This window comes from Nonomuraea sp. B10E15 (genome assembly GCF_039871615.1).
Taxonomy (GTDB): domain Bacteria; phylum Actinomycetota; class Actinomycetes; order Streptosporangiales; family Streptosporangiaceae; genus Nonomuraea.
Map to the genome: position 1 here is coordinate 1880590 of NZ_JBDPMB010000001.1, position 19835 is coordinate 1900424.

Sequence of the window (19835 nt, forward strand, 5' to 3'; positions counted from 1 at the left end):
GCTACTGCGGGCACATGGTGACGGAGACGGTCCGCTGGGTGGTGAGGGGAGAGGTGATCCGCAACGTGACCTTGTGGACGCCCCCCGCACTCGTGAGGCTGCGCGGCGCGGCCAGATAGCGCCGGCCGTTCCGCGAGATCCCCGCTGTCGCGCGGCCGATGACGGACCCGTCGACATACCAGGTGTAGGCGAAGTTCACCGCCTCGCCGGTCCGCTCGACCAGCGCCTGCAGCGTCGCCTCGCCGCCGGCCCAGCAGTCGCCGGTCCTCGTGCCGCCGGCCCGTACGTGGACCAGCCTCAGCCGGCCTTTCGTGGCGCGGCCGGTGCCGGTCGAGTCGTCGGGCTGGGGGATGGTGGTACGGCTGCGCCGTGGCCGCTCGGCCCTGGTCGTGGACGGAGCGGCCGTCGGCGCGTCGCTGACGACGGCGAGTCTCGTGGTCTTGGGGGTGGGCGTGGTGGGGGTCAGCCAGACGATGGCGCCGCCGAGGGCGAGCGCGCACACACCGGAGACACAGGCGACGATCACTTTCTTCGCCCGGCGTCGTTTCCGCGGCGGGGGAGCCTCGGACCTTCTCTCGCCGGCCACCAGGGCGTCGACCAGCGCCGAGGACTGCGGCGCCGGCACCGAGTGCGTCGACTCGGGCGCATGAGGAGGCGCGGAGGCATGCGGCTGAGACTCGAACGGCGCCGACTCGAGCCCCTGTGCCGCGGCGAACGGCGCGGGCGGTTCCGACCACGCCGGCACCTCGGACGCCTGCCCGCCGTACCGGTCCTGCCCCTCGTCCCGCGTCCCGTGCCCGGTCTGTGCCTCGTATGTCCCGTGCCCGGTCTGTGCTTCGTATGTCTCGTGCCCGGACGGTGCTTCGTATGTCCCGTGCCCGGACGGTGCTCCGAACCCGGCCGGGGAGCCGTGCGGCGCGCCCTGCCCGAACGCCTGCCGCGGGCCGTGCCCGGACGTGGACTCGACCGGCGACGACAGATCGAACAGCGCCTGGAGCGGCGAGCCATCCTGCGCCGGACCTCCCTGCGCCGGACCTCCCTGCGCGGGACCTCCTTGCGCTGGGCCTCCCTGCGGAGGGCCTTCCAACGCCGGGTCTCCCAGCGGATCCTGGACCTCGCGGCCCGAGCCGTGCGGGACGCCGCCCCGCTGGTGATCAGGCGACGGGTACGCGGCCTGCCCGGGGTCCTGGTGGGAAGCGGGATCGCCGGGAGCCGTGCCCTGCTGCGGCGACCTGGTCCTGCGCCTGGGCAGGGGCTCGCCGACGACCCTGCCGAGGGGCGGCGGCTCACCGGCGGTGCCGCCGAGGGGCGGGGACGCCTCCTGGTCGAGAGTCTGGTCGGCGGTCTGCTGCCAGGCCGCGGAGTCTGCCTCCAGCCGGGACCGATCGGGCGTGTCGAACGCAAGCTGGCCGGGCAGGTCGCGCCCGGACCCGCCGGGTGTCTCGAACTCGGACCGGCCGGGCGGGTCGGGCCAGGCGGCCTGGCCGGGCGCGTCCGGCAGGGCCTCCTGTCCGGGAGCGTGGTGCGCGGGCTGTTCGCCACCGGGCCCCGCCGCGAGCTCGGTGGAAGCCGGCTCCGGTGTCTGCTCCCAGAGCCAGTCGGGGGTGTCGTTCCTGGCCGGTCGGCCGGCGGTCTGATGCTCAGGCGTCCGGTACGGCTCGCCGTACGCGGGCGCCTGCTGCGACCCCTCCGCCTCCGGAGAGCGCGTGCCCTGCCAGGAGCCGGAGGACGTGGAGCCGTCGCTGCGAGCGGAGGCGGCGCCCTGGTGGGAGGCGGCGCCCGGCGCTGGGGGCGTGGCTTCCGCGGAAGGGGCGCGCTGTGCGGGGGGCGTGCCCTTGCGCTGGGGCGCGGTCAGGTGGAGCAGGACGTCGCGCATCGCGGGACGGGCTGCCGGATCCTTGGCCAGGCACGCCGGCACGACCTCGCGCAGCGGCCGCGGCAGCTCGCCGAGCTGCGGCTCCTCGTTCACGATGCGGTTGATCACCACGGGCAGCGAGTCGTCCCCGAACGGCGGCACCCCCGTGGCCGCGAACACGATCACCGACGCCCACGCGAACACGTCCGCGGGCGCGCCCACCGGCTTGCCCGCGAGCTGCTCGGGGGCCATATATGCGGGCGTGCCCACGATGGTGCTGGTCGCCTTCATGCCCGACCCGAGCGCCGCCGCGATGCCGAAGTCCACCACCTGCGGCCCCTCGGGCCCGAGCAGCACGTTGGCCGGTTTGAAGTCCCCGTGGAGCACGCCCGCCTGGTGGATCGCGTCCAGCGCGGTCGCGGTCGCCACGGCGAGCCGCTGCAGCTCCACGCCGGCGTGCCGGCCGGCCTGCTGGAGCGAGGGCCCGTCCACGTACTCGGCCACGATGTACGCCCTGCCGCTGGTCGACGCGTCGAGCACGCGCGCGATGCAGAAGGGCTCGACCATGCGCGCGGTGGCGATGTCCTTGACCAGCCGGCCGCCCATGACGATCCCCTCGCGCAGCGCCTTGACGGCGACGGGGGTTCCGTTGCGGGCCTGGCCGAGGTAGACGACGCCGTGGCCGCCCGCGCCGAGCCGCCCGACCAGCCGGTACGGCCCCACCGCTGCCGGGTCGCCCTCGTGAAGGGGTTCGACGTTGGGCATGAGGGGAGTGACTCCTGTGACGGCTGAGATCAGAACTCCAGCACCCTACTGGCAAATGTCAAGCCTTGTAAGAGATTAGGCTGATCAACTGGGAAGAAAGGGGTAAGTCGGGTGCACTCGCTGGAGGACTACGCCCGCGGCGTACGCGCCGGCTCGCGTACGTGGATCGGCCGGGCGATCACGCTCGTCGAGTCGACCAGAGCCGACCACATGGCCCTGGCCCAGCAGCTGCTCGTCGAGCTGACCCCGCAGTCCGGGCACGCGCGCAGGGTGGGCGTCTCCGGCGTGCCGGGCGTGGGCAAGTCGACGTTCATCGACGCCTTCGGCACCATGCTCACCGGGGAGGGCCACAAGGTGGCGGTGCTGGCCGTGGACCCCTCCTCCACGAGGACGGGCGGCAGCATTCTCGGCGACAAGACCCGCATGGCCCGCCTGTCGGCCGACCCCGCCGCCTTCATCCGCCCCTCGCCCACGTCGGGCACCCTCGGCGGCGTCGCCAAGGCGACCAGGGAGGCCATGGTGGTCGTGGAGGCGGCCGGGTTCGACGTCGTGCTGGTCGAGACGGTCGGGGTCGGCCAGTCGGAGACCGCCGTGGCCGACATGGTCGACACGTTCCTGCTGCTCACGCTGGCGCGGACCGGCGACCAGCTCCAGGGCATCAAGAAGGGCGTGCTCGAGCTGGCCGACGTGATCGCGGTCAACAAGGCCGACGGCGATCACGAGCTGCCGGCCAGGAAGGCCGCGCGCGAGCTGGCGGGAGCGCTGCGCATGCTCCGCTCCGACTCCACGCCGCCGCCCGTGCTGACCTGCAGCGGCCTGACCGGTGACGGGCTGGACAAGCTCTGGCGGCAGGTCCTGGCCCACGAGCAGGCGATCGACCTGCCCGCCAAGCGCCGCCGGCAGCTGGTGCGGTGGACCTGGACCCTGGTGCGGGACCGGCTGCTGGCGGAGCTGCGCCACGATCCGGGCGTCGCGGCGATCACCGAGGAGGTGGAGCGCGACGTCCTCGCGGGCGACCTCACCCCCGCGCTCGCGGCCGACCGCCTGCTGTCGGTGTTCGAACGTCCGTGATCTCCGGTTGTGGTTAGGCTGGCCAGGGTGGATGTCAAGGCCCTGCTGAGTGCCCACCCCGACTGGCTCGCTCACCTCGAGTCCCTGGGCGGCATCGACCTCGCCCTCCCCGATGACCTGCCGTCCGAGCTGCTGCGCCTCGCCGTGCCGCACGAGGACATCAACGCCGTGCTCGCCGCCCGGCCCGAGCCGGGCAGCCCGCAGTGGTGGCTGGCCGAGCGGTGCGCGCACTCGCTGGTGTCGGCGATGGGCGACCTGGACGACCCGCCGCGGTTCCAGCCCCTGCCCGAGCTCGGGCCCTACTTCTACGTGTACGTCTTCCTCGCCGCCCTCCCGCACACCCGCCGCTACCACCGCGAGCTGGGCATCCCGGAGGAGGTGTCCTGGGCGACGTTCGCCGACCTGGGGCGCAACATGGCCGTGCACCGCAAGCGCCACGGCACCGGCGGCCTGCACGCGCCCCACTGGTTCATGCTGCACGCCCGCGGCATCCTGTACGCCCTTGGCAGGCTCCAGTTCAACCGGGGCACGACGGGGCAGCGGACCGCCGCGGCCATCGAGGAGGCGGGCATCGCGGTGGGGCCGCGGCGGCTGGCGCTCGGCGTGCACGTCCCCGACCTCTACGGCCCGCTCACGCCCGAGGCGTGCGACGCGTCGTTCGACCGGGCCAGGCGGTTCTTCCCCCGGCACTTCCCGCAGGAGGACTACCGGGTCATGACGTGCGGGTCGTGGCTGCTGGACGAGCAGCTCGCCCGCCACCTGCCGGCCGATTCCAACATCCTCGCCTTCCAGCGGCGCTTCCACCCGCTCCACAGGTTCGACAACGCGGAGACGGTGCCGTTCGTGTTCGGCGTGAACCCGGCCGACCCGGCCCGCCTGCCGCGCCGCACGCGCCTGGAGCGGGCCGTCGCCGATCACCTCGCCTCCGGGGGCACCTGGTACGGCCGCATCGGCTGGCTGCGCTTCTGACGCTTGTCGTCATGGACGCTGCCCGGGCCGGGGCATCGACGTGGCGGATCGCGACGGCCTCAATCAGCGATGAGCCCTGCCGCCGCTGCCCTGTGTGCACCTTTCGCAACACTTCGTTACTATTGCCTCCCAGTCATACATCTTGTACTTGGAGTAGGTGTGGTAGGGGACGAAGTATCACGTATCCATCAGTTACCGGCGATCAGGGCGCTGGGCGACGCTCTCACTGACGACAGCGACGGCACCTCTCCGGTGTCACATCTGAACGAGGCCGGTCGCATGCCCCCCAACATGCGCATAGGAGCGTTCTCCATGGGTCTGCTGGGGCTCCCGCTCGCGCTCGTCCACGACAAGATCGTCGGCGATGCCGAGAACGCTGTCACCTACGCCATCGCCAGGCTGCACGAGCACCGGGACAGGCTGCACGAGGTCGCCGGGAACATCGAGATCGCGGACAAAAGGAACGAAGAGCATGTCCGACGCATTTAAGATCCCCGCCCCCGGCGCGAGCTCCAGCACGTGGATGCCCTTCGACCAGGCCGACCTCAGAGACATGCAGTACGCCACCCTCGCCATGCTGGCGTACGGCGCGGCCGTCTTCCCTCAGCTCAAAGAGACCGTGGTCCTGACGGGGCTGACGTTGCCGAGCGACCCGCACGAGCTGCACAGGGTGGCGGACGGCTGGAGCTCCTTCGGCTACAGCGTCTACGGGGCGGGCCGGACGGGGCAGCAGCTGCACGACGACGTCTCGCCGGCCAGTTGGCAGGCGCCGGAGCGCGACCAGTCAGGGCAGCAGATGGCGGGCTTCGTCATGGAGTCCGACTCCGACTTCGAGTCCGCCGAAGGCCTCGCGTTCCTGCTCAGGTGCGTGGCCAACGTATCGACGGCGGGTATCTACTTCAGATTCCTCCTTGCGTCCTGGTTGGTGTCGAACCTGGTTTGGGCCTCATTGGTCGGAGGGCCGCCAACGAGGCTCAACGCGATCCTTCAGGCGGAACGGCTAAGGTGGCTCTTCCGGGACTCGACCAGCAAGCTGCAGAGTTTTCTCGCCAAGTGCGCGGTGCGGGCCGGCATAGCGACTTTCACTGCCGGCTATGCGCATTTCGGCCTCGGCGACGGCTTCGAGCCGTCATGGGCGGAGGGCCAGGAGGGCGGCACCACCGCGAACGTCTGATCCGCTTCGCGGGGCCAGGATGGACTCTGCCCCGCGAAGACGTGTTCAGTAGCCCAGCTTTCTCCGCATCTTGTCCAGCTCGCCCATGGCGTCGCTCATCATGCTGTCGAACGCCTGCTGCGCTTCGGCGATCTTCGCCAGTGCCGTGTCCGGGTCGGCCATGGCAGGATCCGGGCCGCCGGACGACTCGCCCATGATCGCGGAGAGCTGGCGCTGGAGGTCGGCGTCGGCGTCACGGATGGCGGCGAGAATCGCTTCGGACATCTCCTTGACGCTCATCCGCTTCGCTCGCGGATCGATGTCGAGCCGGGTCACGCCGCCCTGCGCGGTGCATTCGACCACGATGTGACTGTTGGCCGCCGTGGCCCGGCCGACCGCCGCCGCGGCCTCCTTCTGCGCGGCCGCGAATCTGGCCGCGCGCTGCTGGGTATCTCGCAGGAACGCCTCGACGTCGATGTTCGCGAAGCTGCCAAGCGGGCTCTCCACCAGTTTCCTCCGTTGTGTGTGAAATTCAACAGACGGTTAATAGCACACGTCACTTCTGTCACACCATCCAGGCAGGGCGGCAGAATCTTCGCCCGGCTGTGCTAGATTTTGGCCATGCGGTCAGAAAATGAGCCGAGTGGCCAGAAGCGTCGCTCCTTCATCGAGGAGGCCAGGCGTGCCCAGATCGTCGCGTCCGCCGTGGAGGTGATCGCCGAGGGCGGGTTCGCCCAGGCCTCTCTGGCGCGCATCGCCCAGCACGCGGGCATCAGCAAGGGCGTCATCTCCTACCACTTCGCCGGCAAGGACGAGCTGATGGTGGAGGTGGTCGAGCGGGCCTACGGCCGCATCAGCGAGGCCGTGGCGGCCAGGATGCAGGGCCTGAGCTCGGCCCGCGACCTGCTCAGGGCGTACGTTCTGGGCGTCGCCGAGCACATGCGCGGCCACCGCGCCCAGCTGGCGGCGCTGGGAGAGATCTTCGCCAACCTCCGGGGCGACAACGGGCGCCCCCGCTACGGGATCAAGGCCAACGAGGAGATCTTCCGAGGGCTGGAAGGGATCTACGCGCTGGGCCAGGAGAGCGGGGAGTTCCGGCCCTTCGACCGCCGGGTCATGGCCATCACGCAGTCCTCCGCCATCGACAACATGTTCGCCTACTGGGCCGCCTACCCCGATCACGACCTCGACGCGCACGCCAGGGAACTGGCCGACATCTTCGAAAGGGCATGCACATCATGAAGACCGAGCCCAGGGCCACGACCCGCCTCCACGCGGTCGACAACCTGAGGATCGTGCTGACCGTGCTGGTCGTCGCCCACCACGTGGCGGTCACCTACGGGAACATCCCCCTCTGGTTCTACACCGAGCCCGCCAAGGACCCCTCAGGTGGACTGCTCGATCTCCTGGTCTCCTTCAACCAGGCGTTCTTCATGGGCTTCTTCTTCCTCATCTCCGGCTTCTTCACCCCCCGCTCCTACGACCGCAAGGGCGGCCGCGCCTTCATGCGCGACCGGCTCATCCGGCTCGGCATCCCCCTGCTCGTCTTCCTCTTCCTGCTGCGGCCGCTGGTCAACTTCTCCGGGTACACCGAGTGGGCCGCGCCCGCGGGCATGCCGTACTGGCACTACTACATCGGCTCCTGGGACCCGGGGCCCATGTGGTTCGCCGAGGTGCTGATCGTCTTCGCGCTGGTCTACGTGTTGTGGCGGAGCCGGCGCCGGCCGCTCGACCAGCGTTCCGTCCCTCTCAGGTTCGGCTGGATCGCGCTGTTCGTCCTGGGGCTGTCGGTCGCGACGTTCCTGTGGCGGATCCCGGTGCCGACCGGCAGCTACGTGCCGGTGCTCGGGCTGCCCTCGCCGCAGTGCCTGCCGCAGTACGCGGCCATGTTCGTGCTCGGGTGCGTCACCTTCAGGCGCGGCTGGTTCGAGACGCTGCCGGCCAAGGCCGGGCCGCTCGGCCTCGTCGCGGCGGGCGTGTCCACCGCGGTGCTGGTGCCGGCGCAGTTCATGACGGCCGGCGCCCTGTCGTCGGCGCTGACGGCCCTGTGGGAGTCGGTCTTCGCCGTCGGCATGATCATCGGGCTGACCGTGGTCTTCCGGGAGCGCTTCGGCAACCAGGGGCCGCGCGGCAAGTTCCTGTCCGACCACGCCTTCACCGTGTACATCATCCACCCGCTCGTGCTGGTCGCCCTCGGCTACGCGCTGAGCCCGATCCAGGCGATCGCGATCGTGAAGTTCGCCATCATGCTCGTCATCGCGCTGCCGGCCTGCTGGGCGCTGGCCTACGCGGTGCGGTCGCTGCCGGGAGCGAAGCGGGTGTTGTGAGCGTCTCCGGGAGCGGGGCGGCCCGGCCGCCGGCCACGCACACGTAGGTGACCGTGCCGACGGCGACCAGGTCGCCTTCCCGCCGCATCGTGAACGTCATCGTGATCGACGTGGTGCCCACCCTGGCCGGGGCGCTCTCCACGGCCAGGACGTCGCCCAGGCGGGCGGGGGAGTGGTGCTCGCAGCCGCTCGCCTTGACGACCAGGTCGGCCCCGCCCTCCCGGAGCCGCCCGTAGCCACCCCTGGCACCCAGCCAGTCGAGGAACGCGTCCTCGAAGAACTCGTAGTAGCGGGCCGCGTGCATCATGGCCTGGGCGTCGCAGTGCCGCGGGCGCACCGGGAGGTGGGAGATCATGCCGGCGAGGCGTAGAAGGAGTCGAGGACGTCGCCGTGGAGCTCCTCCACCACCTTGCGCTTGATCTTGAGACTGGGGGTCAGCTCGCCCGACTCGACGGTGAAGTCGTCAGCGAGGATCGCGAACTTCTTGACCGTCGCGTAGCTCGCCTCGCCGGCGTTGACCTGATCGATCGCCTTCCCGACCTCCGCGCGCATGCGCGGGTGCTCGCACAGCTCGCGCGGGTCCGAGGGCAGCGACTCGGCCTGCGCCCACGGCCTGACGACGTCCATGTCGAGGGTGACCAGCGCCGTCACGTAGTTGCGCCGGTCGCCGTGCACGAACACGTGGGACGCGTACGGGCAGGCCGCCTTGATCCGGCCCTCCAGGTAGGTCGGCGCCACGTATTTCCCGCCCGAGGTCTTGATCAGCTCCTTCTTGCGGTCGGTGATGACCAGCCGCCCGGCCTCGTCGAGCTCGCCGATGTCGCCCGTGTGCAGCCAGCCGTCCTGCAGGGCCGCCGCCGTCTCCTCCGGCAGGCCGTGGTAGCCGCGCATGATCCCGCGCCCGCCGATCAGGATCTCGCCGTCGTCGGCGATGCGCACCTCGGTGCCGGGGAACGGCTGCCCGACCGTCCCGAACCGCACCGACTCGGGCCGGTTGAGGAAGCTGCCGGCCGACGACTCGGTCAGGCCGTACCCCTCGAGGATCGTCAGGCCGGCCGCGTCGAAGAACTCGGCGATGTCCTGCGACAGCGGGGCGGCGCCCGAGATGAAGAAGCGGATCCGGCCGCCGAACCGTTCGCGGAGCTTGGCGAAGACCAGGCGGTCGGCCAGGGCGTACTCGATCCTCGTGGTGATCGGGACGGAGACCCCGCGCTGGCGGGCCCGCGCGACCCTGATGCCCGTCCGCTTGGCCCAGGTGAAGATGGGCAGCTTCGCGCCGCCCTCGCGCCGCACGTTGGCCACGACCGTGTTGTGGATCTTCTCGAAGATGCGCGGCGCGGCCGCCATGACCGTCGGCCGCAGCGCGCCCAGGTTGTCGGCGATCTTGTCGAGGCGGCCGTCGATCGCGGTGGGCACGCCGGCGTCGATCATCACGACCTCCAGCAGCTTGCCGAACGAGTGCGACAGCGGCAGCCACAGGAAGTGCAGGTCGGCCTCGGAGATCAGCTCGATCTCGCGTACGGCCCCGGCCGCGTAGAGCCAGTTGTCGTGGGTCAGCTCCACGCCCTTGGGCCTGCCGGTGGTGCCCGAGGTGTAGATGAGCGTGGCCAGGTCGTCCTGGGCGATGGCGTCGACCATGGCGTCGTAGTCGCCGCCCGCGGGGTCCTCGCCGAGCGAGCCGAGGGTGATCACCCAGCCGTCGTCGCCCGGCGAGCCGTCGATCACCACGACGTGGGTGACGTCGGGCAGCTCCTTCCGCACGGACCGGATCTTGGCGACCTGGTCGTCGTTCTCGGCGATGACGATCGTGCTGCCCGAGTCGGTGATGACGAAGGCGGACTCGGCGGCCGTGTTGGACGGGTAGATCGTCGTCGTGGCCGCTCCCGTGGACAGCACCGCCAGGTCGGCCAGGATCCATTCGAGCCGGGTGGAGCAGAGGATCGACACGCGCGTGCCCGGCCCCGCGCCGAGCCGGGCCAGCCCCAGGGCCAGGCCGCGGACCCGCTCGCCCACCTCCCGCCATGACAGCGAGCTCCAGCCTTCGTCGGAGGGCACCCGGTACGCCTCGGCGTCTGGAGTGGCCGCGATCCTGTCGCGCAGCAAGGACGGAATGCTGGACATGCCTGACCTCCTGGAGGGTGTGTGGGGCCGACTCTAGGACCACGGCGGCGTCTCAGTCGATGGTCCTGATCGACCGTCCTCCGGGAGCGGCGGTCGCGACCATGCGTGAGGTCCGCACCTCCCAGACGCCGCAGGCGCACCTCAGGTAGGAGACCATGCCCTCGGACGTGCGGTGAGAGGAGACGACGGTCAGGGCGAGAGGGTCGTGCTGATCTGCGGAGTGCATGATTCCAACCTGATGTAATGACCTTATGCATTTCAACGCTTACGGCGGCAACGGGGCGGCGCTCGCGGCGGCGCTGGTCAACGCGACCGACTTCAGCCCGGCGGCGGTCGAGGCGATCCTCACCGAGCACCGCCTGCTGCGCGCGGCCGTCACCCCGGCGCAGGCGGGGGAGCTGCGGGAGTGGTCACGACGGCTGCGCCCGGTGTTCGGGGAGCTCGACCAGGACACCCAGATCAGGCTGGTCAACGACCTGCTCGACGTGACCGCGTCCAAGCCGTACGTGAGCGCTCACGACGGCCGCGAGCCCCACCTGCACTTCTTCTCGGTGGACGCCGACATCGTGGCCAGGGCGAAGGACACCACGGCCGGCGGCCTGGCCATGGCCATGTCGTTCGCCGGCGGTCGGCGGCTGGGTCGGTGCGACAGGGATGGCTGCGGTGTCGTCTACATCGACACCTCGCGCAACGGGCGCCGCCGGTTCTGCTCGCCGGCCTGCGCCAACAGGGTGAACGTCGCGGCGCACCGGGCACGCGGTCTTGCCAGGTGATCTGCACGTCGCATAAACTTTCGATCGTCCTATCGCCGATCCGTGGGGGCAGCCGACGTGAGGATCTGAGGTCGCGGGCACCGCGCCGTTCCGCCCTGTCCTGGGCCTGCGCGCGCACCTGACCTCGGTGGCGATCCTCGCCTCGATCACGGACTCCGTACGAGTTCCCCTGGGTTGCGCGTCTATGCGGTGATTTCCCGCCACGTCACGACATTTCGACGTTTGTGATGGGAGCCGCCTTATGTCTTTCTCTCTTGTCCTCGATCATGTCTCCTTCGCCTGGCCGGACGGCGGCAAGGTGCTCGACGGGCTCGACGCCGCGTTTCCCGCGGGGCGTACGGGGCTCATCGGGCTCAACGGATCGGGCAAGTCCACCCTGATCAAGATCATCGCCGGCGAGCTGGTCCCGCGGTCCGGGTCCGTCTCCGTCTCGGGCGAGGTGGGATACCTGCCGCAGAGCGTGCCGCTCGCCGCCGGCCGTACCGTGTCCGACCTGCTCGAGATCAGCGCGACGCGGGCGGCGCTGCACGCCATCGAGAGCGGCGACGTCGCCGAGGAGCACTTCACCGCGGTCGGCGACGACTGGGACGTCGAGGAACGTGCGCGGGCCGAGCTCGACCGCCTCGGCCTCGGCCACATCGGCCTGGACCGGACGGTCGGCACGCTGTCCGGCGGCGAGGCCGTCATGGTCGCGCTCGCCGCCCAGCTGCTGAAACGGCCCGACGTGCTGCTGCTCGACGAGCCCACCAACAACCTCGACCTCGACGCCAGGCGACGGCTCTACGCCGCCGTGTCCGCCTGGCAGGGCGTGCTGCTGCTCGTCAGCCACGACCGGGCGCTGCTCGACCTCGTCGACCAGGTCGCCGAACTGCGCGACGGCGCCGTGCGCATGTACGGCGGCAACCTGAGCGCCTACGAGGAGCAGGTCGCGGCCGAGCAGGAGGCCGCCGAACGTACGGTACGCACCGCGGAAGGCGAGGTGAGACGGCAGCAGCGCGAGCTCATCGAGGCCCGTACCAGGATCGACAGGGGCCTGCGCACGGGCAGGAAGGCGTTCGAGAACAAGAAGGTGCCGAAGATCGTCGCGAACGGGCTCAAACGCAAGGCCCAGGTGAGCGCGGGCAAGCAGCGCTCCCTGCACATGGAGAAGCTGGAGGAGGCCCGCGAACGGCTGACCACGGCCGAGCAGTCGGTGCGCGACGACGCGGAGATCCGCATCGAGTTGCCGGGCACGGAGGTGCCGGCCGGCCGTACGGTCCTGACCCTCCCGCTGGACCCGCCCGCCGGGGGCGAACCCGCCAGGCGAGAGGACGGTCATGAAGACGGCCCCGGCGCCGGAAGCGGCGCTGAGAAGGGCGCTGAGAAGGGCGCTGAGAAGGGCGCTGGGAACGGCGCTGGGAACGGCGCTGGGAATGGTGCCGAGGAGGTCCGCACGGCCGTGCTGGAGACCCTGGTCGTGCGCGGGCCGGAGCGCATCGCGCTGCTCGGGCCGAACGGCTCGGGCAAGACCACGCTGCTCAGGCGGATCCTGGAGCACGGCGCCCACGTGCCCGTCCGCTACCTGCCGCAGCGGCTCGACCTGCTGGACGACTCGCTCAGCGTGGTGGACAACGTGCGCGCCGCGGCCCCCTCCGCCTCGGTGAACGAGGTGCGCGCCCGCCTGGCGCGCTTCCTGTTCAGGGGCGACAGGGCCAACCAGGCGGCCGGCACGCTGTCGGGCGGCGAGCGCTTCCGCGCGACGCTGGCCGCGCTGCTGTCGGCCGAGCCGCCGCCGCAGCTGCTCCTGCTCGACGAGCCGACCAACAACCTCGACATGGCCAGCGTCGGTCAGCTCGCGCAGGCGCTGTCGGCCTACCGGGGCGCGCTCATCGTGGCGAGCCACGACATGCCGTTCCTGGAGACGCTCGGCATCACCCGCTGGCTGCGCCAGGACAGGGAGGCGGGGCTGGCCGAAACATGATTGACGGCCGGGGATCAACCGGGCGATAGTGTGGCAGGTGGCAGCACCGCGGTTGATTCCCTGCGTTCTCGCCCTGACAACCCTCACACTGTGCGCGTGCTCGGCCGGTTCGCCGTCGCCCACAGGGGGTGAGCCGAAGGTCACCGGCGTGGCCGGCGGCCAGGACGGCGCCCCCTCGGTCAGCGGCGCCACGCCCGCCGCCCCCAGCGCGACCGCTCTCACTCCCGAGGCGTACAAGGACGAGCTCGGCAGCGAGCGCAAGCCGATCCGCGACGCGCTCGACGCGCTGGCGGGCGCGCGCGGTCTCAAAGCGCTGGACCAGCGGCTCGGCCGCGCGGAACTGGCCCTGAGCGGGGGCGCCGACGAACTGGCCGGCCTCACCCCGCCCGAGCCGGTGCGCGCCCGGCACGACGCCTACGTCGCCGGCCTGCGTGCCGTCGCGTCCGCGCTGGCCTCCACCGGCGACAAGGTCGGCGACAGGGACCTGTGCACCTCCTCGGCCGTGCTCACCGACCTCGACGACGCGCTGGACCAGCTCGACGAGGCCGGAGAGGCCCTGGAGAGCGCCGGAGACTACGAGGCCGACGTCGTCGGCGTGAAAGCGGGGAAGAAGCAGACCAGGAGGTTGCGCAACGGCTCGTACGTGCGCAAGAGCACGCTCAACGGCCGCAGCTCACTGGAGATCGACAACGGCGGCAACCGCGACGCGGTGATCACCGCAGTGCGGGGCGGCAGCAAGGCGTTCAGCGTCTACGTGCGCAAGAACGCGACGTACAAGGTGCGGGGCGTGCGCGACGGCACGTACCGGATCTATTTCACGCACGGCGTCGACTGGGACGGCAAGCGCAAGGCGTTCAGCCGCGAGTGCAGCTTCGAGAGGTTCCAGAAGACGGTGAAGTTCAGGACGACCTACACCGCCACCCAGATCCGCTGGCACGACTGGCGGGTCACCCTGCACGCCATCTCCGGCGGCAACGCCCGCACCTCACCGGTGGACCCGGACGACTTCCCCGGCTGACAACCGCGCAAGGCGCGAGGGCCGCGCACCCGCCCGGTGCGCGGCCCTCGGCAGAAGCGAGCCGGCTCAGCTCGAGAACAGCATGCCCACCCAGCTGCCCTTGCGGTGACCCTTGTGCCCGTAGTGGCCGCCGTGGCCGCCGTGCGGCGCGCCCCACGCGGGGCCGGGGCCGGGGGCGGGAGGGGGAGCCGAGTGGTACTGCGACTCCATCCGGGACAGCGTCTCGAGCTCGCCGTAGTCGAGGAAGATCCCCCGGCAGTTGTCGCACTGCTCGATGTGGACGCCGTTGCGCTCATAGGTCCGCATGTTTCCGTGGCACTTGGGGCAATGCATCTAAGTCGCTCTCCTTGGCTCTGAGGTCTCCAGGGTGAAACCTACCGCGCGCAACCCCGTCACGCCCGGACGATTCTGTTGCACGCTTCGATCAACGAATGCTCCACGTCGTCCAGTTCCCGGCTCTCGCGTTCGGCGTTGACCACCGCGACGGCGGCCAGCTGGACGGTGAGCGCCCTGGCCGGTACGTCGAGGCGCTGCCACGGGTCGTCGCCCTGGCCCAGCGCAGGTCCGCCGGAGGCCTGGTAGGCCCCCAGGAACCGGGCCCAGACATCCGGGTCGAGCAGGCCGGCGGCGTACCAGGCGGCCGGCCTGGCGAGATCCCACGCCGGGTCGCCGACGCCGAGATCGTCGACGTCGATGAGCAGCCACCCGTCGCGGTCGACCAGCTGGCCCAGATGCCAGTCGCCGTGCGTGAGCAGCCCCGGCTGCGGGTCGGTCGCGGGCAGGCGCATGAACGCCCTCCTGACGAGCCGCGCGACCGGGCCGTCCCCGGACATGCGCCCCACCGCACGGGCGGCCCTCGCGGGCCCACCGGCCGCGGGCAGGACCGGCAGCAGCGTCAGGGGGACCGCGTGCAGCCTGGCCAGCAGCCTGGCCCCTTCCTCCCACGGGGCGCAGCCCGGATCGTCGTCGCGCGCGACAGGCCGCCCCGCGGGCCACACCGTCACCGCGCGCCCGGCCACCGTCAGCACCTCGGGCTCCAGCGGGGCCAGCATCACGCCGCTCACCGCGGCCGAGGCGGCGGCCCGTAACCTCGGCCGCAACGCCCCGGCGTCGTCGCGCGCCGAGTGAGCCTTCACCACGACCTCGCCCCTGCGTAACACCACGACATCGGTGCGGGTCGGGTGCAGCTCGGGCGCGCCCGTGCCGCCGTACGCCGCGGCGACGCCCGCCAGCTCCGCCTCCAGACTCACCAGTACAGACTAGAGGGCATGAGAGTGGGTTTCGCAGTGCCCCAGTCAGGGCCATGGGCCACCCCGGCCAACATGCGCCGCGTCGCCACGCGGGCGGAGGAGCTCGGCTACCACGAGCTGTGGACGTACCAGCGGCTGCTCTATCCGGTGGGGCACCCGATGGGGCCGACCTACCGCGCCGTGCACGACCCGCTGATCACGCTGGCACACCTGTCGGGCGTGACGCGCGGGATCGGCCTGGGCGTCGCCGTGGTCAACGCGTACGTGTCGCCGGTGCTGCTGGCCAAGCAGCTGGCCACGCTGCAGACGGTCGCGGGCGGGCGGCTGAGCGCCGGCATCGGGCTGGGCTGGTTGCCCGAGGAGTTCACGGCGGCGGGCGTCGGCATGGAGCGGCGCGGCCGCAGGGGCGAGGAGTTCGTCGAGGTGCTGCGCAAGGCGTGGCGCGACGACGTGGTCGAGCACGACGGCGAGTTCTACCGCGTGCCGCCCGCCCACATCGACCCCAAGCCGGCGCCCGCGCCGCCACGCCTGCTGCTCGGCGGCACCGCCGAGGTCGCGCTGCGGCGCGCCGCCCGGCTGGCCGACGGATGGGTCAGTTCCAGCAGGGAGGACCTGGCCGGCATCGCGGGCAGGGTGGAGCTGATCAAGGCGGAGCTGGCGGCGTCGGGACGCGACGCGACCGGGTTCCGGTTCGTGTGCAGGGGCGTCACCCAGGTCCGGCCCGGCGACGAGGACCGGCCGCTGACGGGCACGTACGACAAGATCAGAGCCGATGTGGCCGGCCTGGCGGCCCGCGGCGTGACGGACGTCTTCCACGACCTCAACTTCGACCGCGAGATCGTCACCGCGGCGCCCGAGGAGGCGATGCGCCGGGCCGAGGAGGCCCTGGAGGCGCTGGCGCCCTAGGCCCCGCCGCCGTACGGCACCGTGATGATCTCCAGGTTGTGGCCGTTGGGGTCTTCCCAGTAGAGGCCGCGGCCGCCGTCGTTGGTGTTGATCACCCCGGGCCGCCGGTGGTGCGGATCGGCCCAGTAGGTCAGCCCGCGCTCCTCGATGCGGCCCCTGATCAGGTCGAACTCCTCCTCGCCGACCAGGAACGCGTAGTGCTGCGGATGCACGGGCCCGCCCGCCTGGACGACGTCGAGCGAGACGTCGTTGCCGAGCGAGACGACGCGGAACGGGCCGTAGACCGGTGGCGGCTCCAGCCCCAGGACGTCGGCCAGGAACGCGGCGGTCGCGTCCCGGTCCTTCGCCGCCACGATGGTGTGGTTCAGGTGCACAGCCATACCCGCAGGCTACGCCAGCGCCACGGGGAGCGTGCCGACGCCGTTGATGAAGTTCGACGGCAGCCAGGTCACCGGGCCCGTCACCGTGATCGCCGACACGCTCGCCCGCAGCTCGGCCAGCAGCGCGCGGATCTCGGCCCGGGCGAGCTGGGCGCCCAGGCAGAAGTGCGGGCCGTGGCCGAACGTGAGGTGCCGGTTCGGCGTCCTGCCGACGTCGAACCGGTCCGGATCGTCGAAGACGGCCTCGTCACGGTTGGCGGACACCGTCCACAGCGCCACCACGTCACCGGCCGCGACCTGCCGCCCGGCCAGCTCCGCGTCCCGCGTGGCGATCCTCCCGACGTGGGCGGCGGGGGTGGTCCAGCGCAGGATCTCCTCGACGGCGGGGTCGACGAGCGCGGGGTCGTCGCGCAGGCGCGCCCACTCCTTGTCGTACGTGGCCAGCGCCAGCAGCCCGCCGGCCATCGCCAGGCGGGCCGTCTCGTCGCCGCCGATGATGAGGTTGTAGCAGTTGAGCAGCACCTCCTCCTCGGTCAGGTCGCTGCCGACGAGCAGGCTGATCACGTCGTCGCCCGGCGCCCGCCTGCGCCGGGCGGCCAGGCGCGTGTAGTAGAGCAGGATCTCGCTCTGGGCGATCATCGCCGCCGGCGGCGTGCTCCCGGCCCGCGGTCCGGCCTGCTGTCCCGCCGGGGTCTCGCCCAGCATGGCCTCGCCGGTCAGCTCCAGCACGCGCTGCCGGTCCTCCTCGGGGACGCCGAGCAGCTCGCAGATGGCACGCAGCGGCACCTGGGCGGCCACCTCCGCCACGAAGTCGCCGCCGCCGCGCCGCACGAACGCACCGAGCAGGTCGCGGGTGGCCTCCTCGATCGAGCGCGTGATGGGGCCGAGCGCGCGCGGGCCGAAGCCGGGCGTCAGCAGGCGGCGCAGGCGGGCGTGCTCGGGCCCGTCCGTGACGACCAGCATCTTGCCCGCGCCGGGATCGTGCCCGCGCAGGAGGGTCCGCAACATGTTGCCCTGGAGCGAGCTGAACGTGTCCGGGTCGCGCACGACGCGCAGCACGTCGGCGTGGCGGGTCACGCTCCAGAACCGCTCGTGCCTGCGCACCGGGTCGTGGGCGCGCAGCCAGCGCCACACGGGGGTGAGGTCGTGGGCGGCGTGGAGCGCGGGATCGAGCAGGTCGAGCGAGTCGATCCCGGCCGGGTCGGGGCCGGGCCTCATGAAGATTCCAGCTCGTCCAGGAGGTCGCCGAGCGGGTCGTCGTCCGGGTCGCTCAGGACGCGGGAGATGAGCTCCTCCAGCGGCAGCTCCTCCAGGAACAGCTCGATGGGCGCCTCCAGGCCGAAGCGGTCGCGCAGCTCGCCGACCAGGAAGACGGCGGTCAGGGAGTCGCCGCCGGCGGCGAAGTACGTCCTGGTCAGGTCCTGCCTGCCGGCCAGGTCCAGGGTGGTCAGGAACAGCTCGGTCACCGCGGTCCTCGTGTCCAGCGGCTGTTCGGGTTCGGGAGGCGGCGGGGCTCCGACGGTGAGCGCGCCGTGGTGCTCGCCCGCGAACGGGTACGTGGGCAGGTGGACCCGCCGCCCGCCGGTGTGCGGCCAGGCGACGTCCTCGCCCCGCACCCACGCGTCACCCAGCGCGGAACGGCCTCCGGCCGCCGCTTCTCCGGCCGCCCCTTCTCCGTGCGCGGCGAGCGCGGCCAGGGCGGCGGCGGCCTCGGCGCGGGTCGTGGCGGCCACGTAGGCGCGGGTGTCCAGGGCGGCGCGGCCCGTGGCCAGGGTGCAGGCGACATCGGCCAGCGAAGGCGCGCCGGGAGCGCGCAGCGCCTCCGCCAGCCGTCCCGCCGCCGTGGCGAGCTGGGCGGGGGTTCGCGCCGACAGCGGCAGCACCAGCGGCGGTCCGTCCCCCAGAACCGGGGCGGGTCCCTCCTTCCCGCGCGCCACGGCGGGACCGCTGTCCCCGCGCCACGGGGCCGCCGCGCGCGTCCCCGTGCTCGAAGCGGGAACGGGGGGTTCTGAGAGGACGACGTGGACGTTCGTGCCCCCGATGCCGAGGGACGAGACTCCGGCCAGGCGCGGGCCGGTCGCGGGAGCGACCCAGTCCGCGGTGGTGGTGAGCAGGTGGAACGGGGTGGAGTCGAGGTCGAGGTCGGGGTGGGGGCGGGTGACGTTCACCGTGGGGACCATCGTGCGGTGCCGGAGCATCAGCGCGGCCTTGATCAGCCCGGTGACGCCCGCGGCCGCGTTCAGGTGGCCGACGTTGGACTTCACGGAGCCGATCGCGCACCCGGACGCGCCGTCGAAGGCCGCGGCGGCGGCCGCCACCTCGATCCGGTCGCCGAGGTCCGTCCCGGTGCCGTGCGCCTCGAGGAACTGCGCGTCCGCGGGTTCGAGACCGGCCGCCGCCCACGCCTCGACGATGGCGGTCGTCTGCCCGTCCACGCCGGGCGCGGTGAACCCCACCCGCCCGGCGCCGTCGTTGCTGAGCGCCGTGCCGCGGACGACCGCGTGGATCGCGTCGCCGTCGGCCAGGGCGTCCTCCAGGCGTTTGAGCACCACCAGCCCGACGCCGTTGCCGCCGACGGTGCCCGCCGCCTTCTCGTCGAAGGGCCGGCACCGCCCGTCGGGCGAGAAGATGCCGCCGGGCTCGTACAGGTATCCCCGCCTGTACGGCGAGTCGATCGACACGCCGCCGGCCAGCGCCAGGTCGCACTCGCTGAGCAGGAGCGCCTGGACCGCCATGTGCACGGTGGCCAGCGACGTCGAGCAGGCCGTCTGCACGGTCATGCTGGGCCCGGTCAGGTTCAGCCGGTACGACAGCCACCCGGCCATGAACTCCCTGTCGGTGAACATCCGCACCTGCAGGGGCCCGAGCCGGGCCCGCAGCCCCGGATCGAGCTGCGCGGCGAGCGCGTGGTCGCTGGGCTCGCCGCCCACGTACACGCCGGTCCTGTCGGGAGCCGCGCGCGGGTCGTGCCCCGCGTCCTCCAGCGCCGACCAGGCCGTCTCCAGCAGCTGCCGCAGCTGCGGATCCAGGGCTCGCGCCTCCGCCGCGCCGAACCCGAACAGCTCGTGCTCGAACCGGTCCGCGTCCGCCAGGAACCCCTTGGACGGCACGTAGCCGGGATGGCGCAGCTCGTCGGCGGGCACGCCGTCGGCCAGCAGCTCCTCCTCGTCGAAGTCGGCGATCGAGCAGACGCCGTCGCGCAGGTTGGCCCAGAAGGCGGCCACGTCGCGGGCTCCGGGGAAGCGGCCGCTCATCCCCACGATGGCCACAGCAGGTGCGTCGGTCAT

General features: G+C 71.9%; 20 protein-coding genes. 10 read left to right on the forward strand and 10 right to left on the reverse strand.

From position 1 onward, the window contains the following. Position 1: 1 nt before the first annotated feature. The gene (locus ABGB14_RS08600) at positions 2-2620 is read right to left on the reverse strand and encodes a protein kinase (protein WP_347642986.1); all 2619 of its coding nucleotides are present in this window, start codon (positions 2618-2620) and stop codon (positions 2-4) included. A gap of 111 nt (positions 2621-2731) precedes the next feature. Between ABGB14_RS08600 and meaB the strand changes: the two genes are divergently transcribed. The 4 genes from meaB (at position 2732) to ABGB14_RS08620 (ending at position 5834) form a co-directional block, all read left to right on the forward strand. Then, on the forward strand, positions 2732-3691 hold the full coding sequence (gene meaB / locus ABGB14_RS08605) for a methylmalonyl Co-A mutase-associated GTPase MeaB (protein ID WP_347642987.1): 960 nt from the start codon (positions 2732-2734) through the stop codon (positions 3689-3691). Positions 3692-3718: 27 nt separating this feature from the next. Further along, entirely contained in the window at positions 3719-4660 is a 942-nt protein-coding gene (locus ABGB14_RS08610) for an acyltransferase domain-containing protein (protein ID WP_347642988.1), read from the forward strand. A 279-nt stretch (positions 4661-4939) separates the two neighbouring features. Then, the gene (locus tag ABGB14_RS08615) at positions 4940-5149 is read left to right on the forward strand and encodes a hypothetical protein (protein WP_347642989.1); all 210 of its coding nucleotides are present in this window, start codon (positions 4940-4942) and stop codon (positions 5147-5149) included. Beyond that, entirely contained in the window at positions 5133-5834 is a 702-nt protein-coding gene (locus tag ABGB14_RS08620) for a hypothetical protein (protein WP_347642990.1), read from the forward strand. Before ABGB14_RS08615 ends, ABGB14_RS08620 begins: the two co-directional genes overlap by 17 nt. Positions 5835-5879: 45 nt before the next feature. Here ABGB14_RS08620 and ABGB14_RS08625 read toward each other — a convergent pair whose 3' ends face one another. Continuing rightward, on the reverse strand, positions 5880-6320 hold the full coding sequence (locus ABGB14_RS08625; RefSeq protein ID WP_347642991.1) for a YbaB/EbfC family nucleoid-associated protein: 441 nt from the start codon (positions 6318-6320) through the stop codon (positions 5880-5882). Positions 6321-6434: 114 nt separating this feature from the next. Between ABGB14_RS08625 and ABGB14_RS08630 the strand changes: the two genes are divergently transcribed. Further along, on the forward strand, positions 6435-7055 hold the full coding sequence (locus ABGB14_RS08630; protein WP_347642992.1) for a TetR/AcrR family transcriptional regulator: 621 nt from the start codon (positions 6435-6437) through the stop codon (positions 7053-7055). Then, a complete protein-coding gene (locus ABGB14_RS08635) occupies positions 7052-8140 on the forward strand; it encodes an acyltransferase family protein (RefSeq protein ID WP_347642993.1) in 1089 nt (362 codons plus the stop codon). The genes ABGB14_RS08630 and ABGB14_RS08635 overlap by 4 nt, the downstream gene beginning before the upstream one ends. Here ABGB14_RS08635 and ABGB14_RS08640 read toward each other — a convergent pair. From ABGB14_RS08640 to ABGB14_RS08650, 3 genes are read right to left on the reverse strand one after another with little or no spacing between them, the layout of a single operon-like run. Further along, positions 8067-8495, reverse strand: coding sequence for a thioesterase family protein (locus tag ABGB14_RS08640; protein WP_347642994.1), 429 nt, complete (start codon positions 8493-8495; stop codon positions 8067-8069). The genes ABGB14_RS08635 and ABGB14_RS08640 overlap by 74 nt on opposite strands. Further along, positions 8492-10261, reverse strand: a complete 1770-nt coding sequence (locus ABGB14_RS08645) for a long-chain fatty acid--CoA ligase (RefSeq protein ID WP_347642995.1) — start codon at positions 10259-10261, stop codon at positions 8492-8494. The genes ABGB14_RS08640 and ABGB14_RS08645 overlap by 4 nt, the downstream gene beginning before the upstream one ends. A 52-nt stretch (positions 10262-10313) precedes the next feature. After that, positions 10314-10487 carry a hypothetical protein gene (locus ABGB14_RS08650; protein ID WP_347642996.1) on the reverse strand — a complete coding sequence of 58 codons (174 nt, stop codon included), beginning with the start codon at positions 10485-10487 and terminating at the stop codon, positions 10314-10316. A gap of 25 nt (positions 10488-10512) precedes the next feature. On the opposite strand from ABGB14_RS08650, the gene ABGB14_RS08655 reads away from it, so the two are divergent. From ABGB14_RS08655 to ABGB14_RS08665, 3 genes are all read left to right on the forward strand, one after another. Then, the gene (locus ABGB14_RS08655; protein WP_347642997.1) at positions 10513-11034 is read left to right on the forward strand and encodes a CGNR zinc finger domain-containing protein; all 522 of its coding nucleotides are present in this window, start codon (positions 10513-10515) and stop codon (positions 11032-11034) included. 241 nt (positions 11035-11275) lie between these two features. Continuing rightward, on the forward strand, positions 11276-12994 hold the full coding sequence (locus tag ABGB14_RS08660; RefSeq protein ID WP_347642998.1) for an ABC-F family ATP-binding cassette domain-containing protein: 1719 nt from the start codon (positions 11276-11278) through the stop codon (positions 12992-12994). 148 nt (positions 12995-13142) lie between these two features. Next, positions 13143-14012 (forward strand): hypothetical protein, encoded by an 870-nt coding sequence (locus ABGB14_RS08665; protein ID WP_347642999.1) that lies wholly within the window; start codon positions 13143-13145, stop codon positions 14010-14012. Positions 14013-14078: 66 nt separating this feature from the next. Here the strand turns inward: ABGB14_RS08665 and ABGB14_RS08670 are convergent, their stop codons facing one another. Continuing rightward, positions 14079-14345 carry a zf-TFIIB domain-containing protein gene (locus ABGB14_RS08670; protein WP_347621338.1) on the reverse strand — a complete coding sequence of 89 codons (267 nt, stop codon included), beginning with the start codon at positions 14343-14345 and terminating at the stop codon, positions 14079-14081. Between the two features lie 59 nt (positions 14346-14404). Then, positions 14405-15262: an aminoglycoside phosphotransferase family protein gene (locus ABGB14_RS08675; protein WP_347643000.1), complete on the reverse strand. Its 858-nt coding sequence runs from the start codon at positions 15260-15262 to the stop codon at positions 14405-14407. An 18-nt stretch (positions 15263-15280) separates the two neighbouring features. On the opposite strand from ABGB14_RS08675, the gene ABGB14_RS08680 reads away from it, so the two are divergent. Continuing rightward, positions 15281-16168 carry a TIGR03619 family F420-dependent LLM class oxidoreductase gene (locus ABGB14_RS08680; protein WP_347643001.1) on the forward strand — a complete coding sequence of 296 codons (888 nt, stop codon included), beginning with the start codon at positions 15281-15283 and terminating at the stop codon, positions 16166-16168. Here the strand turns inward: ABGB14_RS08680 and ABGB14_RS08685 are convergent. Genes ABGB14_RS08685 through ABGB14_RS08695 form a run of 3 tightly spaced genes read right to left on the reverse strand, consistent with a single transcriptional unit; the run spans position 16165 to position 19835 of the window. Continuing rightward, positions 16165-16548, reverse strand: coding sequence for a VOC family protein (locus ABGB14_RS08685; protein ID WP_347643002.1), 384 nt, complete (start codon positions 16546-16548; stop codon positions 16165-16167). The two genes, ABGB14_RS08680 and ABGB14_RS08685, sit on opposite strands and share 4 nt — an antisense overlap. A gap of 9 nt (positions 16549-16557) precedes the next feature. Continuing rightward, positions 16558-17766: a cytochrome P450 gene (locus ABGB14_RS08690; protein ID WP_347643003.1), complete on the reverse strand. Its 1209-nt coding sequence runs from the start codon at positions 17764-17766 to the stop codon at positions 16558-16560. Continuing rightward, entirely contained in the window at positions 17763-19835 is a 2073-nt protein-coding gene (locus ABGB14_RS08695) for a beta-ketoacyl synthase N-terminal-like domain-containing protein (RefSeq protein ID WP_347643004.1), read from the reverse strand. Before ABGB14_RS08695 ends, ABGB14_RS08690 begins: the two co-directional genes overlap by 4 nt.

What these genes read in the sequence shown, in the direction of transcription:
- ABGB14_RS08600 (WP_347642986.1), bottom strand. Translation starts at nt 2,620, where the DNA reads ATGCCCAACGTCGAACCCCTTCACGAGGGCGACCCGGCAGCGGTGGGG.
- ABGB14_RS08615 (WP_347642989.1), top strand. Translation starts at nt 4,940, where the DNA reads ATGCCCCCCAACATGCGCATAGGAGCGTTCTCCATGGGTCTGCTGGGG.
- ABGB14_RS08620 (WP_347642990.1), top strand. Translation starts at nt 5,133, where the DNA reads ATGTCCGACGCATTTAAGATCCCCGCCCCCGGCGCGAGCTCCAGCACG.
- ABGB14_RS08630 (WP_347642992.1), top strand. Translation starts at nt 6,435, where the DNA reads ATGCGGTCAGAAAATGAGCCGAGTGGCCAGAAGCGTCGCTCCTTCATC.
- ABGB14_RS08635 (WP_347642993.1), top strand. Translation starts at nt 7,052, where the DNA reads ATGAAGACCGAGCCCAGGGCCACGACCCGCCTCCACGCGGTCGACAAC.
- ABGB14_RS08640 (WP_347642994.1), bottom strand. Translation starts at nt 8,495, where the DNA reads ATGATCTCCCACCTCCCGGTGCGCCCGCGGCACTGCGACGCCCAGGCC.
- ABGB14_RS08645 (WP_347642995.1), bottom strand. Translation starts at nt 10,261, where the DNA reads ATGTCCAGCATTCCGTCCTTGCTGCGCGACAGGATCGCGGCCACTCCA.
- ABGB14_RS08650 (WP_347642996.1), bottom strand. Translation starts at nt 10,487, where the DNA reads ATGCACTCCGCAGATCAGCACGACCCTCTCGCCCTGACCGTCGTCTCC.
- ABGB14_RS08655 (WP_347642997.1), top strand. Translation starts at nt 10,513, where the DNA reads ATGCATTTCAACGCTTACGGCGGCAACGGGGCGGCGCTCGCGGCGGCG.
- ABGB14_RS08660 (WP_347642998.1), top strand. Translation starts at nt 11,276, where the DNA reads ATGTCTTTCTCTCTTGTCCTCGATCATGTCTCCTTCGCCTGGCCGGAC.
- ABGB14_RS08670 (WP_347621338.1), bottom strand. Translation starts at nt 14,345, where the DNA reads ATGCATTGCCCCAAGTGCCACGGAAACATGCGGACCTATGAGCGCAAC.
- ABGB14_RS08680 (WP_347643001.1), top strand. Translation starts at nt 15,281, where the DNA reads ATGAGAGTGGGTTTCGCAGTGCCCCAGTCAGGGCCATGGGCCACCCCG.
- ABGB14_RS08685 (WP_347643002.1), bottom strand. Translation starts at nt 16,548, where the DNA reads ATGGCTGTGCACCTGAACCACACCATCGTGGCGGCGAAGGACCGGGAC.
- ABGB14_RS08690 (WP_347643003.1), bottom strand. Translation starts at nt 17,766, where the DNA reads ATGAGGCCCGGCCCCGACCCGGCCGGGATCGACTCGCTCGACCTGCTC.
- ABGB14_RS08695 (WP_347643004.1), bottom strand. Translation starts at nt 19,835, where the DNA reads ATGACCGACGCACCTGCTGTGGCCATCGTGGGGATGAGCGGCCGCTTC.